This window comes from Collinsella sp. BM28, from assembly GCF_054551995.1.
The window spans coordinates 862,284-882,059 of record NZ_JBTOLJ010000001.1 but is presented as its reverse complement, the minus strand read 5'-3'; the positions used below and the strand labels follow the sequence as shown (position 1 = coordinate 882,059).

12 protein-coding genes are annotated in these 19,776 nt (G+C 63.9%); 6 read left to right on the top strand and 6 right to left on the bottom strand.

The features are described 5' to 3' along the window. Positions 1-4 precede the first annotated feature (4 nt). From glgD to ACX9NZ_RS03710, 4 genes are all read left to right on the top strand, one after another. Complete coding sequence (glgD, locus tag ACX9NZ_RS03725; protein ID WP_407496423.1) at positions 5-1,114, top strand: glucose-1-phosphate adenylyltransferase subunit GlgD; 1,110 nt, start codon at positions 5-7, stop codon at positions 1,112-1,114. Between the two features lie 144 nt (positions 1,115-1,258). Continuing rightward, positions 1,259-3,454 (top strand): glycogen synthase GlgA, encoded by a 2,196-nt coding sequence (gene glgA, locus ACX9NZ_RS03720; RefSeq protein WP_407496421.1) that lies wholly within the window; start codon positions 1,259-1,261, stop codon positions 3,452-3,454. Between the two features lie 240 nt (positions 3,455-3,694). Beyond that, entirely contained in the window at positions 3,695-6,991 is a 3,297-nt protein-coding gene (locus ACX9NZ_RS03715) for a 4-alpha-glucanotransferase (RefSeq protein WP_407496419.1), read from the top strand. A 249-nt stretch (positions 6,992-7,240) separates the two neighbouring features. After that, positions 7,241-7,498, top strand: coding sequence for an FmdB family zinc ribbon protein (locus ACX9NZ_RS03710; protein WP_302742591.1), 258 nt, complete (start codon positions 7,241-7,243; stop codon positions 7,496-7,498). Between the two features lie 58 nt (positions 7,499-7,556). Here the strand turns inward: ACX9NZ_RS03710 and ACX9NZ_RS03705 are convergent, their stop codons facing one another. From ACX9NZ_RS03705 to metK, 5 genes are all read right to left on the bottom strand, one after another. Beyond that, positions 7,557-8,963 carry an RsmB/NOP family class I SAM-dependent RNA methyltransferase gene (locus ACX9NZ_RS03705; RefSeq protein WP_407496417.1) on the bottom strand — a complete coding sequence of 469 codons (1,407 nt, stop codon included), beginning with the start codon at positions 8,961-8,963 and terminating at the stop codon, positions 7,557-7,559. Between the two features lie 112 nt (positions 8,964-9,075). Then, complete coding sequence (fmt, locus tag ACX9NZ_RS03700; protein WP_407496415.1) at positions 9,076-9,999, bottom strand: methionyl-tRNA formyltransferase; 924 nt, start codon at positions 9,997-9,999, stop codon at positions 9,076-9,078. Positions 10,000-10,001: 2 nt separating this feature from the next. After that, positions 10,002-10,538 carry a peptide deformylase gene (def, locus tag ACX9NZ_RS03695; RefSeq protein ID WP_118653784.1) on the bottom strand — a complete coding sequence of 179 codons (537 nt, stop codon included), beginning with the start codon at positions 10,536-10,538 and terminating at the stop codon, positions 10,002-10,004. Between the two features lie 153 nt (positions 10,539-10,691). Then, a complete protein-coding gene (gene priA, locus ACX9NZ_RS03690) occupies positions 10,692-13,217 on the bottom strand; it encodes a replication restart helicase PriA (RefSeq protein ID WP_407496412.1) in 2,526 nt (841 codons plus the stop codon). 10 nt (positions 13,218-13,227) lie between these two features. Then, entirely contained in the window at positions 13,228-14,535 is a 1,308-nt protein-coding gene (gene metK / locus ACX9NZ_RS03685; RefSeq protein WP_233546178.1) for a methionine adenosyltransferase, read from the bottom strand. A gap of 171 nt (positions 14,536-14,706) precedes the next feature. Here metK and gltX point away from each other — a divergent pair, with 171 nt between their 5' ends. Continuing rightward, positions 14,707-16,182 carry a glutamate--tRNA ligase gene (gene gltX, locus ACX9NZ_RS03680; RefSeq protein WP_118653782.1) on the top strand — a complete coding sequence of 492 codons (1,476 nt, stop codon included), beginning with the start codon at positions 14,707-14,709 and terminating at the stop codon, positions 16,180-16,182. A 316-nt stretch (positions 16,183-16,498) separates the two neighbouring features. Further along, a complete protein-coding gene (gene sdaAA, locus ACX9NZ_RS03675) occupies positions 16,499-18,118 on the top strand; it encodes an L-serine ammonia-lyase, iron-sulfur-dependent, subunit alpha (RefSeq protein ID WP_118653781.1) in 1,620 nt (539 codons plus the stop codon). Here the strand turns inward: sdaAA and ACX9NZ_RS03670 are convergent. Then, positions 18,115-19,734, bottom strand: a complete 1,620-nt coding sequence (locus ACX9NZ_RS03670; protein WP_407496409.1) for a L,D-transpeptidase — start codon at positions 19,732-19,734, stop codon at positions 18,115-18,117. The two genes, sdaAA and ACX9NZ_RS03670, sit on opposite strands and share 4 nt — an antisense overlap. Between the last annotated feature and the right edge of the window lie 42 nt (positions 19,735-19,776).

Here is a 19,776-nt window from a genome sequence, read left to right as displayed (position 1 = left end):
TCCGATGATCAACCGTAAGGCCATCGGCTATATCACTGCCAACTATACAAGCAAGCAGCACAGCGCCCTGCTCGAGAGCCGCCCGCTCGCATCCGTCCCGTTCATGGGCCGCTATCGTCTTATCGACTTCCCGCTCTCCAACATGATGAACGCGGGCATCCGCACCGTGGGCGTCGTGTTGCCCGGCAACTACCGCAGCCTCGTCGACCACCTTGGAAGCGGTCGCGAGTGGGAGCTCGATCGCAAGAAAGGCGGCTTGTTCCTGCTGCAGGGCAGCGCCTACGGCACCGCAAAGAAGGGCATTCGCTTCCTTCTGCGCGACATCAACACCAACAAGATGCTGTTCCAGCGTGCCTCCGAGCCCTATGTGGTCATGAGTGCCACGAACATCGTCTTCAACATGGATCTCTCCGATGTCATCGACGCTCATGAGCGTAGCGGCTCGGGCGTGACCATGATCTATAAGAAGGCGGATCGCCAGATCGGTGATGTCATGAAGCTAGATATCGACGACAACGGCCGCGTGACCGACCTCGGCTCTGGCTGCGCCTACGACGAGAACGAGTTCCTCGACTGCTTCATCATCAACCGCGACCTGCTGCTGCAGATCTGCGAGGAGTATGAGACGCTCGACTACCTCGACCTGTTCGACGCCATCCGTCCGGACTTCGGCCGTATCGACGTGTGCACCTATGAGTTCAAGGGCCTCGCCGTCGGCATGTTCAACGAGGAGACGTACTACCGTCGCAGCATGGAGATGCTCAACCCCGACGTCATGCACCAGTTGTTCACCCACAGCCGTCCGGTCATGACCAAGGCACACGACACCCCGCCGGCAAAGTACAGCTCCGAATCAAACGCCACGAACTCCTTCATCTCCGCCGGTTGTCGCATCGACGGCACCGTGCGTGGCTCCACCCTCTCCCGCGACGTCGTGGTGGAGAGTGGTGCCTACGTGGCCAACTCGATCATCATGCAGGGTTGCGTCATCAAACGCGGCGCCCGCGTGGAGAACGCGATCGTGGACAAGAACAACGTCATCGAGGCGGGTACCGTCATAACCGGCACGCCCGACAACGTCCTGGTGGTTCCCAAGGTCGCACTCGTAAATTAACAACCCCGCAAAACGCGCAACACGCGCAATGCGCACAGAAGCGCTACCATGGATACGCCGCCTTGAGGATTCACCCCCGGGCGGCGTATCCGCACAGGCGCCTTTGACCCCGCGCCAGCACACATCAAGGAGATTGGTTACCCCATGTCCGATACCACCCCATCCAAGCTGCACATCGCCTTCGCCAGCGCCGAGGCCGCGCCCTTCGTGAAGACGGGCGGTCTAGGCGATGTCGCGGGCTCCCTGCCCCATGCCCTCAAGGCCGCCGGCGCCGACGTCGTCGTCTTCGTCCCCAAGTACGACACGATCGCCCAGGAATACAAGGACCGCATGGAGCACCTGTGCGATTTCTACGTGCCCTTGGGATGGCGCAACGAGTACTGTGGCCTCGAACGCCTCAACCATGAAGGCGTCGACTACTTGTTCGTCGACAACGAGCGCTATTTCAGCCGCGGCTACCCCTACGGCTTCTTTGACGACGGAGAGCGCTTTGCCTACTTCTCCAAGGCGATCGTCGAGGCGCTGCAATACCTTCCGCACACACTCGACAACTTCACCTGCGACGTGCTGCACTGCAACGACTGGCATACCGCCATGGCTCCCGTGTTCCTGCGCGAGTTCTACCAGGCGCTGCCCCTGTACCAGAACGTAAAGACCGTCTTCTCCATCCACAATATCGCTTTCCAGGGCCAGTACAGCGCCAAGGTCCTGAACGACATCCTCGGCCTCGCACACATCCCCGCCGCCGCCTTCCAGCTCACCTGCGGGCCGGACGCGGTCAACTACATGCAGGGTGCGCTCAACTACACCGACGCCATCACCACGGTCTCCCCCACCTACGCCGAGGAGATCAAGACTCCTGATTTCGGCGAGCACCTCGACGGCATCCTGCGCCGCCGCGCCCCCATCCTGCAGGGCATTGTCAACGGTATCGACACCACCGCCTTCGATCCCACGACCGATCCGCGCATCGCCGCGAACTACTCCGTTCAGGACCGTGCCGGCAAGGCGGAGTGCAAGGCACGCCTGCAGCAGGAGCTCGGCCTTGAGGTACGCGACGACCGTCCGCTCATGGTCATGGTCACGCGTCTCACGCGCCAGAAGGGCATGGACCTCGTAACCTACGCTCTCGATCGTGTCCTCTCTGGCGGCGTCCAGGTCGCGGTTCTGGGCACCGGCGACACCGAGTACGAGAACGCCCTGCGCTATTTTGAGGGCAAGTACCCCGGCACTATGGCGGCGCGCATCCAATTCGACCCCGCGCTCTCGCAGCGCATGTACGCCGGAGCCGACCTCTTCCTCATGCCGTCGCTGTTCGAGCCCTGTGGCTTATCGCAGATGATCGCCATGCGCTACGGCACGCTTCCCATCGTGCGCGAGACGGGTGGCCTCAAAGACACGGTCATCCCGTACAACCAGTACACCGGGGAGGGCACCGGCTTCTCGTTTACCCACTTCAACGGTGACGAAATGGCTGACACCGTCTTCCGCGCCGCCCGCCTGTTCTGGGATAACCGTGATGCCTTCAACGGCTTGGTCGAAAACGCCATGAAGGCGGACTTTAGTTGGAAACGCTCCGCCGACGCCTACATCGCCCTCTATCACAACCTGCATCCCGAGATCCCGGTGCCGCAGCCACAGTCCGAAGTTGTCGAAAAGCCCAAGCAGGAGCTCTCCCCAGCCGTCGAGACCGATGCTGAACCCAAGACGGAACTGAAGAAGGAGTCTGCCGAGAAACCCGCTCCGGCGGAGAAAGCCACCACGCGCAAGGCCGCCGCTAAGCCGGCCGCGTCCAAGACCGCCACGACCAAGTCCACAGCGACCAAGAAGACCACGACGACCAAGGCCGCTGCTGGCAAAGCGAGCGCCGCCGCCAAGACGACCACCCCCGCAAAGGCACCGGCGACCAAGACCCCGACTGCCAAGGCGACCGCCGCTGCAAAGACGACGGCAAGCACCAAGACGGCCGAAACGAAGGCACCTGTCGCCAAAGCAGCAGCTGCCAAGACTGCCAAGACGAAGGCAGCAACCCCCGAGACCGCTTCGACAAAGGCGACAGCAGCAAAGCACGCCACCTCGAAGGCCAGCGCCACCACATCCGCGGCCCCAAAGGTCGCTGCGACCAAGACGGCGGCCAAGTCGGCTGCGGCAGCCCCTGCGGCCAAGCCTGCCACTACCACGTCCACTGCAGCCGCCACTGTGACTAAGGCAACCACCGCCAAGCCGGCAACAACCACTGCTGCGACCAAACCCGCTGCAGCTGCCACCACGGCCAAACCCGTCGCTAAACCCGCCATGAAGACCGTTCCCAAGGCGACGCGCCGCGGGAGCAAGAAGTAACCTCAAGGCGCACCCTTACAACTCCATGGGCAAGCGAGCCGGATTCTCATCCGGCTCGCTGCTGTTATCGTCCTCGCACGATTGTTCCAATCGCGGTTTTCACCGGCGCCGCAGCACCTCCATCCGTTGCCCCTAGTCCTGCATACGGTACACGCCGACCGCGCCGCTCGCAATTCCAGACGACCCCTCCTACCTGTATAATGTACGCGCATTATTCCCGAATCCCCAACGGTTACCCTCATGAAGCTGATTCACAACTCCCGCCGCTCAGAGCACCGCGTTCCCTTCGGTGCCGTTTGCGTCGGTACGACCGTCCACATCTCCCTCAGCGTCGAGGAGGCAGATGCGAGCTTCCTCAAGGGTGAAGTCCGCACCTGGGTCGATGGCCGAGGCGAAGCGCTCATCCCCATGACTCTCGGCGACAACAACACGCTCGTCGCCGATATTCCCTGCCATGAGCCGTGCCTCATCTGGTACAGCTTCATCGTCACCACCTCCGATGGCGCCCAGGTGCGCGTGGGCGCCCGCGATGGTTCAACGGGTGGTCAAGGCGTGATGTACACCGACCGCAATGACGTTCCGTCCTTCCAAATCACCGTATACAAGCACCGTGAGCACCGCCCCTCGTGGTACGAACGGGGCATGGTATATCAGATCTTCCCCGATCGCTACCGCCGCGACGCCAAGTGGCGCGGGCGCGCGCAGGCAGTCGTTGCCAAACCGCGCAAAGGACCTGGCAAGCATCTGGTCGAACGCTGGGAGGAGCCTCCCGTCTATGACCGCAATGAGGACAAGTCGATTCGCAGCTGGGACTTTTACGGCGGCTCCCTTGAAGGCATCAGGGAAGACTTGCCGCGCCTCAAGGGCATGGGCATTACTGCCATCTACCTCAACCCGATATTCGAGGCGCTGAGCAACCACCGCTACGACACGGGCGACTACCTCAACATCGACCCGATGCTCGGCACAAAGGAGGACTTCCGCCGCCTTGCCGAAGACGCTGCGGCCATGGGCATCTCGCTTATCCTCGATGGCGTGTTCAACCACACGGGCGACGATTCCATCTACTTCAACCGTTTTGGAAACTACCCCGGCACGGGCGCGTGGCAAAGCAAGGATTCGCCCTGGCGCGACGCCTACTGCTGGCACGAGGATGGCACATACGACTCATGGTGGGGCATCGATAATATGCCCGCCCTCAACGAGAAATCCGAACACGTGCGCAATCTCTTGCTCGGCAAGGACGGCGTGATTCGCACATGGCTGCGCGCCGGCGCGCGCGGCTGGCGCCTCGACGTTGCCGATGAACTGTCCGATGAACTCATCGCAGAGATTAAGAGCGCAGTGCTCGAAGAGCGCCCCGATGGCCTGCTGCTGGGCGAGGTGTGGGAGGACGCCTCGAACAAGGTGAGCTACAGTGAGTTGCGCCGCTACTTGCTGGGCGATGAGCTCGACTCGGCCATGAACTACCCACTGCGCGACGCCATCCTTGGCTTCCTTGTGGGAGGCGAGACCGCGCATCAATGCGCCGAGCGTCTAGAGACCCTCCGCGAGAACTACCCGCCCGAGGCGCTCTCCTGCTGCCTCAACCTGCTCGGCAGCCACGACAAGCCGCGCATCGCCTCCGTGCTGGGCGGCGGCCCCGACGAGTCTCAATTGCCCGAGGAGGAGCGCGGACGCTTCCGCTTAGACGAGAACTCGATGGGCCTCGCCAAGGGGCGTTTCTGGCTTGCCACGCTCATGCAAATGACGTTTCCCGGCGTCCCCTCCATCTACTACGGCGACGAATACGGCCTTGAGGGCCTCTCCGACCCCGGCAACCGCCGCACGCTGCCCACGCCCGAGGATGCGCGCGATCGCGACATGCTCACCATGGTGCGCAACACTTCGATACTGCGACGTGCACTGCCGTTTTTGATCGACGGCACGCTCGAGAGTTTCGCCTTCAACGATGACGTGCTGTGCGTGAAACGCCGCGGTGCCGACGGCCAGGTGGTCTCGCTACTCATCAACCGTAGCCTTTCCAATACGCGCTCGGTGCGCGTTCCGGTAGAGAACGACGCCGCCGTGGACCTCATCTCGGGCGCGGACCTCGAGCGCGGACAAGACGGCTGCGCCGAAGTGCGCTTGTGGCCGCTCGGCAGCGCCTTGGTGTACGCGCACCGAACTGAACGCTTGCAAAAGCCACTCGACCGCGGCGCCGGCGTAGTGGCGCACATCACCTCGATTCCCAACACAGGCGGCCGTTCCGGCACGCTGGGTGCCCCCGCGCGACGCTTCATCGATCACCTCTCTGCCATGGGCATGCGTTATTGGCAGGTTCTACCGGTGAATCCCACCGATGCTTTTGGTTCGCCTTACGCCGGTCCCTCCGCCTTCGCGGGCAACGCGAACCTGCTTGAGGAGACCGCTGCCGAACTCACCCATGCCTACAAGCAGTTCAAATCTCAAGGCGGATTCACGAGCAGGGAGTTCTTCGAATTCGCCTTGGAGAACGAAAGCTGGCTCGACCCGTACTGTGCCTTTATGGCCGTTAAAGATGCGCTGGGTGGTACCTCATGGCACACATGGCCGGCCGAGCTGAGGCGCTATAACGTTTTCATCTTCGCCGATCAGCGTTTCTCCGATCGCGCCCGCTTCCACGCCTTCGCGCAATTCCGGTTCGAGCGCGAGTGGACCGAAATGCGCGCATATGCCAACGATCACGGCATCCAGATCATCGGCGATATCCCCATGTACGTGGCCGACGACTCAGCCGACGCCTGGAGCGAACCCGATATGTTCAGCCTGGGCAAGGACGGCATGCCCTACGAGATCGCCGGTGTTCCGCCCGACCGCTTCTCCGCCACCGGGCAGGTATGGGGCAACCCAACCTACCGCTGGGACGACATGAAGGCCGACGGCTATGTATGGTGGCTCGCGCGCCTGCGCCGCAGCTTCAAGCTATATGACCGTGTTCGTCTTGACCACTTCGTGGGCTTCCATAATTATTTTGCCATCCCCGCCGGCGGAACCGGTGTAGACGGCCAGTGGATGCCCGGTCCCGGCATCGACCTGTTCGAGCGCGCTTACGAGGAAATGGGGCCGTTGCCGCTCATTGCCGAGGATTTGGGCATCCTCACGCCCGGTGTGCGCGGCCTTCTGGCGAGCACGGGTTTCCCCGGGATGGACGTGCTCGAGTTCGCCGACTACGACGTGCGTGAGGGCATCCACCCGCACAAGGAGAAGACGCTCTACATCTCCACGCACGACACCTCGACCCTCGTGGGCTTCTGCCGACGCTCGTTCTGCTCGGACGGCAGCGTGGAAGGCTCACGTTACATCGCCACCGAGATCTTGAACCAAGCACTCGGCAGCAATGCCGACGTGGTGATGATGCAGCTCCAGGACGTGTTGCGGCTGGGCGATGAGGCGCGCATGAACGTGCCCGGCACCGCCGAAGGAAACTGGAGCTGGCAGGCAGATGAGGCGGACCTCGTAGAAAACGAGCAACCCATGGCCATCGTCATGAACGAGACGGGGCGCTTTGCCGGGTGATCCTGCATCGCGCCGCTTCGGATGCGCGTTTTGCCAGGGGGGTATCTTGAGCCCGCCCTCGGCACGCTCTTCACGTCGCTGGTATGCGCCTCGGTCCTCCTTTGGCATATCGTGCACGTGCGATTTATGGATGTCTTGAACTGCAGACTCGGACATCGTGGGCATGATGGGGTAAAGTATCCCGCGTACACGTTTTGCGCCCGCCAGGCTTAAACCGGCGGGCGCCTTTGAGAGATTTGGGTGAGAATAATGGCACGTTACGACTATCGCTGCAGCGCATGTGGCAATGTATTCGAGGTTGAGCACGGCATGACCGAACATCCCGCGGTCGCCTGCCCCGCATGCGGCGGCATGGCCGACAAGGTCTTCAGCGCAAGCGGCATCAAGTTCGAAGGGTCGGGCTTCTACAACACCGACCAACGCAACGGAGGCTCGGCAACCCCGGCAACGAGCGCTCCAGAACCCAGCTCCTCCGGCTGCGCCTGCGAGAATTGCCCGCACGCGTAAGGCAAGACGCAAAAGTTGACCTCACTTAAGCACAGGTACGTAATTGAGGTTGCCGGGGCTACTTCCGGACGAAGCGCGCACAGAAGTGGCCATCGAATCCATCGCGAGTGGGATGGCTCTGGAATAGCCCGTCAGCATTTTCGCATACGGCGAGATCGTGCGCTGCCGCTGCGTACGCACCTCCCGCGTCGCGCAGGGCATCGGACACCGAGATGGGCACAAAGTCCTCCCCTTGCGGTGAAGTCAAAAACGCGGTCACGACCCCGATGTTCTCGGCCCGCAGCACCGAGCAAGTGGCGTAGATAAGCTCCCCGTGGGGCGCCACGCGGTCTGCGGCGGCGCGGAGCATGGCGAGCTGCAGCTTGGGCAGGTTGCGATCACACTCCTGCGGCGTGAGGCGCCAGGGAATCTCGCCATGGCGCCGCATGGTGCCGGTACCCGAGCACGGCGCGTCGACGAACACGGTGTCGAATCTAACAGCATGGCGATACTCTTTGTCCAACACGGCCAAACAGGCATCCAAATCGGTCGCATCGCCGGCGACAAAACTTATCTCGCCTAGGCCGGATCGATCCACGCGCTGGGAGTTCGCCTTGCATTTACCCTCGTATAAATCGAGCGCGAGGTGTTCGTGGTCCAAGTCGCGTCGCTTGGCATGAGCCATCATCATGAAGGTCTTAGTGCCGCGCCCCGCGCCGATCTCCAAAGATGTACCCTCGCGGGTGGCAACGGCTGCGATCAGCTGCGCATGGTAGTCAGAGGCCACGAGATCGCCCCGGTCAAAGGCACCGGAACGAACAAGCGCGCTCACGCGGCCGACGCGCATGGCACCAGGAAGGCCCAACGCGCTGGCACCGTCATCCTCTAGCGCTTCAGCCACGACATCGGTGCGCAGCGGGTTCAGGTGTACGGATATGGGCGCGGGCTCAAGCTGGGCATCCAGCAAATCCTGCGCGCCAACTTCACCCAGAGAGTCCACGATCCTGCGTACGAGCCAGACGGGCAGTCCGGCGCGGCGCGCATGGGCAACCATCTCGCGATGACCCCCGGCAACGTCCTCGGCGTGCAGAAAAGAGAGGCGGTTTTCGCACACGCGCCTCAACACGGCGTTGGCAAATGCGGCGGCTCCGCGCGAGACGCTCCGAACGAGCTCGACGCCCTGACTCACCACGACCTCAGGCGCGGTTTGGAGATACAGGGACTCGAAGACGGCGATGCGCAGGGCCATGCGGACAGAAGGCTCGAGCGCTTTTGGTTTCGCGATATGAGGGGCAAGGGCATCGTCAAGACAACCGGCGGTGGCCGTTGCCCCCAAAGCAAGGCGCAAAGCGAACGCGGCGTCGCGAGGGTCGAGTGCCGCGGACTCGGCGGCATGCGGCAGAAGCTCGCGGGCGTAACGACCCGTTCGCTCGGCTTCGCTCAACACGGTCAGTGCAACGCGTCGCGCCGGTGACAGCCGTGCCATCTCTCCTCCTTATCTCCAGCCCCAATGGTGCAATTGGGGTACGTTCCCAGCTGCTTCAATTTCGCGCGCCATTGGGGCACGCCCTCCTTTTTTAGCACACTCCGAAAACCGCCTAGGCGAGTTTGCCCCACCCGGCGGTCTCCTCTCGTATGCCCGCGCAGAAAGACGCAGCGTCCATTTCGCGCTTGCCGTCGGGCTTGATGGAGGTGACCTCGAGAACGCCGTCGGCACATGCAAGCAATAAGCGCTTATCGCTCATGAAACACACGCCTCCTGTCAGGCAGGGCGCGTGGCTCGCGACGGCGGCGCGCATGATGCGCACCGGCTTACCGGCGACGATGCAGCGTGCGGGTGCCGCATCGGAGGATGCCAGCACACGACGCTCGTTACTCTGGGCGCTCACAGTGGGATCGAGGCGCAGCTCCGCCTTGGCGATCTTTGCGGCATGCGTCACGAGCGACTCATCCTGCTCGATCCAGACGGCCGATCCGTCCGCAATGGCGGGCAGTGTGCGAACCAGCAGATCGCCACCGAGCTCGGCCAACTCGGCCGTCAGCTCATCGGAGGACTTGCCCAGGACCGGGCAGCTCGCCTGAGCGCAATACGCGCCCGTGTCCACGCCGTGGCCGATACGCATAATGGACACGCCGGTCTCGGCATCACCCTCCAGGATGGAACGCTGGATAGGAGCCGCACCGCGCCAACGCGGAAGCAGCGAGGCGTGAACGTTCACGCAGCCCAGAGGCGCCATGGTGAGCACCTCATCGGGCAAGATGCAGCCGTAGGCGGCGACGCAGAAGATTTCGGCCTCGACGGCGCGCAGGGCGTCGAGCACCTCGGGCGTCATGCGGTTGGCCTCCATCACGGGCAAGCCAAGCCCGAGCGCGGCCTCCTTGACCGGCGACGGCTCGAGCTTCTTGCCGCGCGAGCGCACGGCGTCCGGACGCGTGAGCACCAAGGCGACATCGTGGGCGGCGGCGAGCTTCCGAAGCGTTGGCACGGCGAAGGCGGGCGTACCCATAAAGACGATGCGCATGGCTACTCCGTCTCGCCCGGCTTTGCGCCACGAGCAAGCGCCTCTTGATACTGCTTCATAGCATGCATGCGCTGCTTGGGAAGCAAACGCTCGAACATCGTCTTGCCGTGCAGATGATCGATCTCGTGCTGAAGGCACACACAGAACAGGTCGCCGGCGGCCTCGTAGCGAATGCACTCGCCCTCGAGGTTGTAGGCCTCGACCACCACGTGATCGGGGCGGCTGATCTCGCAATTAATGCCCGGGATGGACAGGCAGCCCTCGTTGTAAGGCACGAGGTTGTCGGACTGCTCCACGATCACCGGATTGATGAGGACGTAGGGGTCGTAATCCTTCTCGGAGGTATACTCGGTGTCCACGATGGCGAGCTGGATGGCCTCGCCCACCTGCGGGGCGGCCAGGCCGCAGCCGCCGTTCTCGAACATCTGGACCTTCATGCGCTCCACGAGGGCGCGCAGGTCGGAGTTGATTTCCTCGACCTCGGCGCACTCCTGGCGCAGACGCGGGTCCGGCGACAGCACGATACCGTTGATCTCCATGGTCTTCCTTTCGTACGCGGGCTCAAACCCGCACGTATTCACCGTGTTCTATAGTACCCGCATTGCCTTGCGAGGTGATGGGCGATATGTGCGCACGAAGCATCTCCACCGGCGCGTACGTCTCAATTTGCACCTGTCCCCAATTGAGACCCACTACATAAGGTCGTAGGCATCGACGTCGACGGCGATGCTCACACCGGGACGCGTGCCGGCGCGCGAGACCGATGCGCTCAGGGCTCCGGACAAATCACAGCCAAGCGGCGCCTTGACGATGATATGGAAACGATACCGGTCCTTGGCCCGCTCGATCACACACGGTGTGGGTCCCAAGATCTGCGGACGACCCAATAGCTCGCGAGACGAAAACTCTCCGTTGGCGCTGCCGATCTCGACCGCCGGGTGCAACATGGGAGCCTCGTCCAATCCGAACTCGGCGCGGAGCTCCTCCGCGATACGCACGACCAGGCCACGAGTGGCGCATTCCTCCCTTCCCCACACCAGCACGTTGGCGAGCCGCACGTACGGCGGATACAGGGCCTCACGACGCATGCCCAGGTCATGCTCGGTAAACAAGGACCGATTATGCAATTTGACAGCACGGATAACGGGTTCGTCGGGCAGGTAGGTCTGGATGATCACGCGACCCGGGTCCTCACCGCGACCGGCGCGACCCGCGACCTGCTCGAGGAGGTCGAACGCGCGCTCCCCCGCGCGGAAGTCGGGCATCTTGAGGGCGTAGTCGGCATTGATCACACCCACGAGCGTCACCTCGGGAAAGTCCAGGCCCTTGGCGATCATCTGCGTGCCGAGCAGCACCGCGCATTCGGCTGCATCGAACTGCTCAAGTAGCTTTTGATGCGCGCCCTTGGTGCGCGTGGAATCGGCGTCCATGCGGATTACCGCCACATCCCCGGGCAGCAGCGCGCGCAGGGCGTCCTCGACCTGCTGGGTGCCCAGCCCCATTTTGGCGAGGTAGCGGCTCCCACATTTGGGACAGGCGCTGCCGTACTCGGGGTATGGCCGCACGCGATAGGAGGAACCGCAGGTATGGCACTCGAGCGTGTGCGTGCGCTCATGATAGGTGAGCGCCGTGGAGCAGTGCTTGCACGTGGGAACGCACCCGCACTCACGGCACATGAGGAAGCTCGCGAACCCACGGCGGTTGTGGAGCAGCACGGCCTTCTGGCGCTTCTCCACAACCTCATCGAGCGCGTCGAGCAAAGGCTTTGAGAAGATGGAGCGGCTGCCGGAGGCGAACTCGCGGCGCAGGTCGGCAACGATGACCTCGGGCAGGCACGCGGTGCCGGGGCGCTCGGGCATCTCGACCCGGGTCCAGCGGGCGCCTCCGAACGTGCCCGCCTCGCATCGCGCAAGCGCCTCGGCCGACGGCGTGGCGGACCCCAGCACCAGGGCGCACCCGTGGAGCCGCGCCAACTTGGCGGCAACCTCGCGCGCATGGTAACGAGGGCTGCTCCCCTGCTTGTAGCTCTGCTCGTGCTCCTCGTCGATGACGATGAGTCCGAGGTCGGCAAGCGGGCAGAAGAGCGCCGAACGCGCGCCCACCACCACACGGGCGGCACCGGAGCGCACCATGTCCCATTGATCCAAGCGCTCTCCCGCAGAGAGGCGCGAGTGGAACACCGCGACCGCGTCGCCGAAACGTGATCGGAAGCGGCCCACGGTCTGGGCCGTGAGCGAGATCTCAGGCACGAGCACGCAGGCGGAGCAGCCCTGGGCGAGGACGCGCTCGATGGCGGCGAGGTAGACCTCGGTCTTACCCGAACCGGTGACGCCGTCCACCAGGACCACATCGCCGGATGCGGTCTCGGTCGCGCGCGCGATCGCGTTGAGGGCACTTCGCTGCCCCGCCGTGAGCTCTTTGGGCGCCGCGGCGTTCGCGGAAGACAGCGTGGTCGAGCCCTCGCACCCGCGCCAGCTGCGGCGCTCCTCCACCGTCACCACACCGCGCTTCTCGAGCGCGCGGATCGTGGCGGACAGGTCGCCGTTCATGAGATTGAGTTCACGCGTAGTGACGGGTCCGCAGGAGAGCGCCTCGATGAGCTGGCGCTGACGCACGGCGCGCTCCGCCGGCTCGAACGAACGCCCCTCCTCGGTGAGGCTCACCCAGCGGGCCGTGACGGGCGTCACCGCCGGCGGTTCATACGCATACGATCCGTCCTCCTGACGCACGACCTTGCCGGCGCCACCCGGGGGCAGCAGCAGGCGCAGGCACTCGGAGAGCGGCGCCACGTATTCGCGGCTCATCCAAAACGCGAGCTCGGCGGAGGCGGTGGAGAACGCCGGAGCGGCAACGACGTCACGAACCGGCTTGATGCGCGCGGGGTCGAGGCCCTCCGCGCCCGGGAGCTCCCCCAGGGTGCCCGCGCGCGCAACCACATACCCCGCCTCAACGCGGCGCCCAAACGGCACGAGCACCGTGGTGCCCACCCGGCAGCCACCATCCAGCGCGGAAGGCACTGCGTAGGCGAAGGGCTCGGACAGCGCTCGTGCCGGGATGTCGATCACCACGGAGACATAGCCCAACACGGGCTCCGAGGCCGCCCGCGCCACGTCTCCACCGGGTACGGCCCCTCCTAGGGGGCGAAGGGCGCCCGCTTGCGCAGACGCCCCCTGATCGGCCGTATTCAATTCGGGAAAGAGCGATTCCTGGCCCGCCATGCGAAAACCGCTACTCGGCCAGCCCGCACGCGGCGCGGAGCTCTGCCACGCGGTCGGTGCACTCCCAGGTGAAGTCCTCGTCCTCGCGACCGAAGTGGCCGTAGGCGGCCGTCTTCTCGTAGATGGGACGACGCAGGTCCAGGTCGCGGATGATCGCGCCAGGACGCAGATCGAACACGTGCTTGACGGCCTCGGTGATGGTGACTTCGTCGACCGCACCCGTGCCGAACGTATCAACCATGATGGACAGCGGGTAACTCACGCCGATGGCGTAGGCGAGCTCGATCTCGCAGCGGTCGGCGAGACCCGCGGCAACCACGTTTTTGGCAACCCAACGCGCGGCGTACGCGGCGGAGCGGTCGACCTTGGTGCAATCCTTACCGCTGAACGCACCGCCACCGTGGCGGCCCATGCCGCCGTAGGTATCGACGATGATCTTGCGGCCGGTGAGGCCGGTGTCGCCCATGGGGCCGCCCACCACGAAGCGGCCAGTGGGGTTCACGTAGAGGGTCGCACCCTCCCACGGGATGCCCGCGGCCTCCATGACGGGTGCGATCACGTGCTCGCGCATGTCGGCCTCGATGACGGACATGTCCTCGATCTCGGGTGCATGCTGCGTGGAGATGACGATGGTCTCCACCGCGACGGGGCGCCCGCCTTCGTAGCGAACGGTGACCTGGGTCTTGCCGTCGGGGCGCAGATACGGCAGCGTGCCGTCGTGGCGCACCGCGGCGAGGCGCTCCGCCAGGCGGCTGGACAGATAATGCGGCATCGGCATGAGCGTAGGCGTCTCGTTGGACGCGTAGCCGAACATCATACCCTGGTCACCCGCGCCGATGAGGTCGAGCGGGTCGGTGGTGCGGCCGGCCTGGGCGTCGAAGGACTCGTCCACGCCCTGCGCGATATCGGGGCTCTGCTCGTGGATAAGGTTAAGCACGCCGCAGGTGTCGCAGTCGAAGCCGAACTTGGCACGGTCGTACCCGATGCGACGAACGACCTCGCGCGCGATATTCTGCACATCGATGTAGGCCTCCGTGCGGATCTCGCCGGCAACGATCACGGTGCCGGTGGTGACGAAGGTCTCGCATGCGCAGCGGACGTTCTCGAGCTTGGCCGGCTGGCCGCTGGGTGCGATATAGCCCTTAGCCTCGAGCTCGGCCTCCTTCGCGAGGATGGCGTCGAGAATGGCGTCGGAGATCTGGTCCGCGATTTTGTCGGGGTGACCCTCAGTGACCGACTCGGAGGTGAAGACGAAGGAATCTGCGCCGAAGTCGGCGGCGCGAGCCGGTTCCATGGTGGAACGATTCTCAGTTGGCATGGATGCCCCTTTCATATAGACGCCCGGCGACCGTTACCATTCCGCCGGGCATGTAGTTGAACGATTGTACCGCGCATGCGCTTTTCGCGCGCATCGTCAAGCGAACAACATGCGAACGCTATAATGGCTCTGTTTGAACGTATGCCTTCTGCAACCACAAGGAGCACGAGAATGAGCGATTCCGTCCGCGTCCGCTTTGCGCCCTCGCCCACCGGCAAGCTGCACATCGGCGGCGCCCGCACCGCCATCTACAACTGGGCCTTCGCCCGCGCCAATGGCGGCACCTTCATCCTGCGCATCGACGACACCGACCCGACCCGCTCCACCGACGAGAACACCCAGATCATCCTGCGCGCCATGCGCTGGCTGGGACTCGACTGGGACGAGGGCCCCGAGGTCGGCGGTGACTTCGGCCCCTATTCGCAGACCGAGCGCCTGAACCTCTACAAGCAGACCGCCGAGCGCCTGCTCGCCGAGGGCAAAGCCTACCCCTGCTTCTGCACGCCCGAGCAGCTGGCGGCCGACCGCGAGGCCGCCCAGGCCCGCAAGGACCCCTTCCAGGGCTATCAGCGCCGCTGCCGCGACCTCTCGCCGGAGGAGGCCCAGGCGCGCATCGACGCCGGCGAGCCCTACGTCCTGCGCATCAAGGTGCCGGAGGATCGCGGCAACGTCGTGATCAACGACGCCGTCCACGGCGAGGTCACCTTCGACGCCAAGGAGCTCGATGACTTCGTGATCTTCCGCTCCGACGGAACCCCCACGTACAACTTCGCCACCGTGGTGGACGACGCGCTCATGGGCATCACCCACGTCATCCGCGGCGACGACCACCTCTCCAACACCCCCCGCCAGGTCATGGTCTACGAGGCCATGGGCGCCCCCGTGCCCGTGTTCGCCCATATCTCCATGATCTTGGGTGCCGACGGCAAGAAGCTCTCCAAGCGCCACGGCGCCACCTCCGTGGAGGAGTACCGCGACGCCGGCTACCTGTCCGACGCCTTCGTGAACTACCTGGCGCTGCTCGGCTGGTCGCTCGATGGCGAGACCACGGTCATCCCGCGCGACGTACTCGCAAGCCAGTTCAGCCTGGAGCGCATCTCCAAGAACCCCGCGACCTTCGATCCCAAGAAGCTCGACTGGATGAACGCCGAGTACATCAACGCGATGTCCAACGCCGACTTCGCCGATCAGATCATGCTGCCGGAGCTGCTCAAGGCCGGGCTGATTAAGGAGGGTTTCGAAGCCGATGCGGCATGGCTCGACGCCCTTGCCGAGATCGTTCGCCCGCGCACCAAGATGCCAGCCGACGCCGCGACCGTTGCCGCGCCCGTCTTCGCCACCGCCGAGACGCTCGCGTACGACGAGAAATCCGTGTCCAAGGGCCTCGCCAAGGAGGGCATGGGTGCGGTGCTCGACGCCGCGCGTACCGCACTTGAGGCCGTGACCGACTGGACGGCCGAGAACATCGACGGCGCGCTCGAGCCTCTACCCGAGGTACTCGATGTGAAGAAGCGCCTGGTGTTCGGCGCCGTGCGCGTGGCAGAATGCGGCAACATGGTGAGCCCCCCGCTCGGTGAGACCATGGCGCTCATCGGCCGCGACGACTGCCTCGCCCGTATCGACCGCGCCCGCCCGATGGCGCTCTAGTCCGTCAACCTGTCCGGAACCCCACATATCTTGCCTCTGCGCTCAGCTTCGCGCTGCTCAGAAATCGCTTCGAGGCAAGATGTGTGGGGTTCCTGCATTTACCCACTCGAAGCCATCGGACGGGCGCGATCGCTCCGGTGCAGCTCGCCCCGACGATTCGCTACACTTATTTTGTTGTTGCGTGATTTGAACGCTGGATGTTCGGATTCGTGATGGTCAGGGCGCGCATGGGGTTTACGCCCTGCGCGATTTCTGAGCAAAGCGAAGCTGAGCGCAGGGCGTAAACCCCATGCGCGCCCGTCGACAAGGAGAGACCATGCCCACCAAGCCGCTTTCGTTTGCGACCACCTCTGCGTTCGAGATCTTAGGGCCAATCATGGTGGGCCCCTCGTCCTCGCACACGGCCGGTGCCCTACGATGCGCTCGCGTTGCCGCGACCTTGCTCGAGGGCGAGCCCACACACGTCACCTTTACCCTGTGGAACAGCTTTGCCCATACGTACCGCGGCCACGGCACCGACCGCGCGCTCGTGGCAGGTGTCCTCGGGCTTGATACGGATGACGAACGCATCCGTGATGCGTTCTCGCTCGCAAAAGGAAAAGGACTCGACTACAAGTTCGTCATAGGCGGAGACGACCCCTCGATCCATCCCAATACGGTTGACATTGCACTCGAAAGCTCGAAGGGATCGTCGTGCAATGTGCGCGGCGAGAGCCTTGGCGGAGGTAAGATGCGCATCAGCGCGATCAATGGCGTCCACGTTGAGATCTCGGGGCTGTACACGACGCTCTTCGTCGCTCACCTTGATGCTCCGGGGGCCCTCGCCGCGCTCACCGGCGCCCTCGCGAAAGCCCACATGAATATCGCCTTCTGCCGCACGTACCGCACGGAGCAGGGCGGGCATGCGTATTCGGTCTTTGAGACCGATGGCGCACCACAGCATGGCGTGCTTCCCATCGTCCGCTCGCTCGACCTGGTGACCTACGCGACCTTCATCGAGCTCCCCGGCTCGGTCGCTACCCTGGGCCCCGGAATCTCCGTACCCGATCTATTCGATGACGCGGCGCAGCTGCTCCAAGCGTGCGTAGAGCACGATTCGAACATCGGACACGTCATGCGCATGCGCGAAGAGCGCATGGTTGGCGCCGATCGCGCGCGTCGCTGCATGGAGCGCGTGATTAATGTCATGCGCGAGGAAACGACCAAACCCCTCGTAGATCCGCAGCGCTCCCTTGGGGGCTTCCTCAACGGCGAAGCACAACGTGTCCATCTCGGAAGCGCGCTGCATGCCCCAAGCCTCCTTGGCTCGACACAAACCGAGGCGGTCGCGCGTGCGATGGCGGTGCTCGAGCGCTCGGCAACCATGGGCGTCATCGTCGCAGCCCCCACCGCCGGCTCCGCGGGTGTCGTGCCGGGATGCGTGCTCGCAGTGGCGCCTAAGCTGGCACATGACCGGGATGCAATCGACACGATGATCGAGGAAGCCTTGTATTGCGCAGCGGCAGTAGGGCTCATCCTCTCAACGTCCGCCTGCGTGGCGGGTGCGGAGGGCGGCTGTCAGGCTGAAGTCGGATCTGCAGCGGCCATGGCGGCGGCGGCGTTGGTCCAAATGCATGGGGGAACGCCCGCACAGGCGCTCGATGCGGCGTCGATCACCCTTTCCAACCTTCTCGGCCTTGTGTGCGACCCTGTGGGCGGGCTCGTCGAGGTGCCCTGTCAAAACCGTAATGCCATCGGTGTCGCGGCAGCATTCACCTCGGCTCAGCTCGTGCTCTCGGGCGTGCACGCCCTCGTGCCGCTTGACGAGATGGCAAAGGTCATGCTCAATGTGGGGCACGCCCTCCCCTCGTCGCTACGTGAAACGGCCAAGGGAGGCATCGCCGTGGCTCCCTCCGCCCTGCGTGCCTGCGACCGGTGCGGCATGTGCATGGCCTAGCTGTGCACGATCACGCAATCGCCCACTTGAATGAGGTTGTAGAGCTCCCCCGCTTTATCCGTGGGAAGGTTAACGCAACCGTGGCTACCCGCCCATAGATATGCAGTCGGATTCGTGAACACGGAGGCCGACTGCCAACTCGCATCGTGCAGACCAATGAGATTGCCCACAAACGGCATCCAGTACGCGACAGGCGAGCGGTAGTCAGGCTCACCGTCTTTATCCATATCCATGCCGATGAGCGTCTCGTTTTGACGCTTGGCATTCAAGATGTACACACCGGTGGGCGTGGCGTCCCCCTCATTCGGGTTGCCCGTCACGCAGCCACTCTCCCACAGGATATTGCCCGACGCATCGTAATAGCGGCAATGTTGCTCGGTGAGGTCGATATCGCAGTAGGCGCCCCAGTCCTTCTCGCCCTTGGCCGTCCAAACGGCGGCATTCTGGAGCGTCGGGATATCGATCTCGCCCACCTGCTTATTCGCAACGGCCTCCTGCAGGAGCTTCACCAACTGCTGCTCATCGCTATTCCAACCATAGGTGCCGCCCGAGACCGTGACGACCTTGCCGTCTGGGCGCGCGTACGTCCTCTGGCAACCTATGGTATCGAGCTTGGTCTCCGCGAGATCACGTACCCACTGGGCAAGGGGTTCCGTACTCAATGTGGGCTTGAGGGACTCGTCGAACGTCATCCACTGGACAAACGTGGCCCCGTCGAGCGTAGCGACCACCGATCCGCCCACCTTCAAATCGACATCGGTTCCGATGAGGCTATTGGCTTGATCGATCGCGGCCCGCAGCTCAGACTCCGATGCCCCGCCCGCGAGCGGAACAAAGCTCCCCTCATCGAGCGTCACGTTTTTACTCAGGGTCGAAATCGCCCGCAACGCGGCGACCTCAATGGCCTCCTTGTCGAGCCTTTGATTGGAACGCGCCTTTTCCAGCGTGAACTTGCCCGCATCGGCGTCATACGCTCCCGCGGCGTCGAACGTACCGGTGCGCGTCTCGTTGAACGCATCGAGAGCAGCATCCAGGTCGGCGAGGAAGGCGTCGCGGTCGAATCCTTGCGGCAGGTCGATCTGGTCGAGCGAGACCTCCTCGCCACCATCGGCACTCGATTCGACGGCATCATTGAAATCAGTATTGGAAAGCGCCTCAACCAGGCGGACCGGCCACTCAAACGGATCGTTCGCACCGATAGTGCGATCGACCGCGGCCTCGGCGTCAATCACCTCACTGGCGGACTCCGGGTCGAAGGTCCAGGTAAAGCCATCACCCTCAACCGTGAGCCTATAGCCCTCCGCGGAGGAACGAACACGTGAAATCGCAGTGTCGCGGGTCATAAGCGACACATCGGTGTCGGCAATGACCGTGTTGGGGTAGCACACGTTGCCGAACAAAACGACACCACCACCATAGGCGATAACGAGCACGGCGAGAACGACGCCGAGCGCGATGAGAACACGGCGCCCGCGAGAGCCGTTCGGCGTGCTTGCGGGCTTGTCGCGCCAGTGACCCCCGCCGGCATGCGCTGGCCCGTGGCCACCCTCGAACGATCGTCCGTCCGCACCATGGGAAAGCGACACCGGTGACATGACGGTCGTCTTCTCTTGCATGGGCGATGGCGTGTTCTGCAGTGGCGTGTTCATCTTGAAGAT

What these genes read in the sequence shown, in the direction of transcription:
- sdaAA (WP_118653781.1), top strand. Translation starts at nt 16,499, where the DNA reads ATGCCCACCAAGCCGCTTTCGTTTGCGACCACCTCTGCGTTCGAGATC.
- ACX9NZ_RS03715 (WP_407496419.1), top strand. Translation starts at nt 3,695, where the DNA reads ATGAAGCTGATTCACAACTCCCGCCGCTCAGAGCACCGCGTTCCCTTC.
- metK (WP_233546178.1), bottom strand. Translation starts at nt 14,535, where the DNA reads ATGCCAACTGAGAATCGTTCCACCATGGAACCGGCTCGCGCCGCCGAC.
- ACX9NZ_RS03670 (WP_407496409.1), bottom strand. Translation starts at nt 19,734, where the DNA reads ATGCAAGAGAAGACGACCGTCATGTCACCGGTGTCGCTTTCCCATGGT.
- ACX9NZ_RS03710 (WP_302742591.1), top strand. Translation starts at nt 7,241, where the DNA reads ATGGCACGTTACGACTATCGCTGCAGCGCATGTGGCAATGTATTCGAG.
- def (WP_118653784.1), bottom strand. Translation starts at nt 10,538, where the DNA reads ATGGAGATCAACGGTATCGTGCTGTCGCCGGACCCGCGTCTGCGCCAG.
- ACX9NZ_RS03705 (WP_407496417.1), bottom strand. Translation starts at nt 8,963, where the DNA reads ATGGCACGGCTGTCACCGGCGCGACGCGTTGCACTGACCGTGTTGAGC.
- glgA (WP_407496421.1), top strand. Translation starts at nt 1,259, where the DNA reads ATGTCCGATACCACCCCATCCAAGCTGCACATCGCCTTCGCCAGCGCC.
- priA (WP_407496412.1), bottom strand. Translation starts at nt 13,217, where the DNA reads ATGGCGGGCCAGGAATCGCTCTTTCCCGAATTGAATACGGCCGATCAG.
- glgD (WP_407496423.1), top strand. Translation starts at nt 5, where the DNA reads ATGATCAACCGTAAGGCCATCGGCTATATCACTGCCAACTATACAAGC.
- gltX (WP_118653782.1), top strand. Translation starts at nt 14,707, where the DNA reads ATGAGCGATTCCGTCCGCGTCCGCTTTGCGCCCTCGCCCACCGGCAAG.
- fmt (WP_407496415.1), bottom strand. Translation starts at nt 9,999, where the DNA reads ATGCGCATCGTCTTTATGGGTACGCCCGCCTTCGCCGTGCCAACGCTT.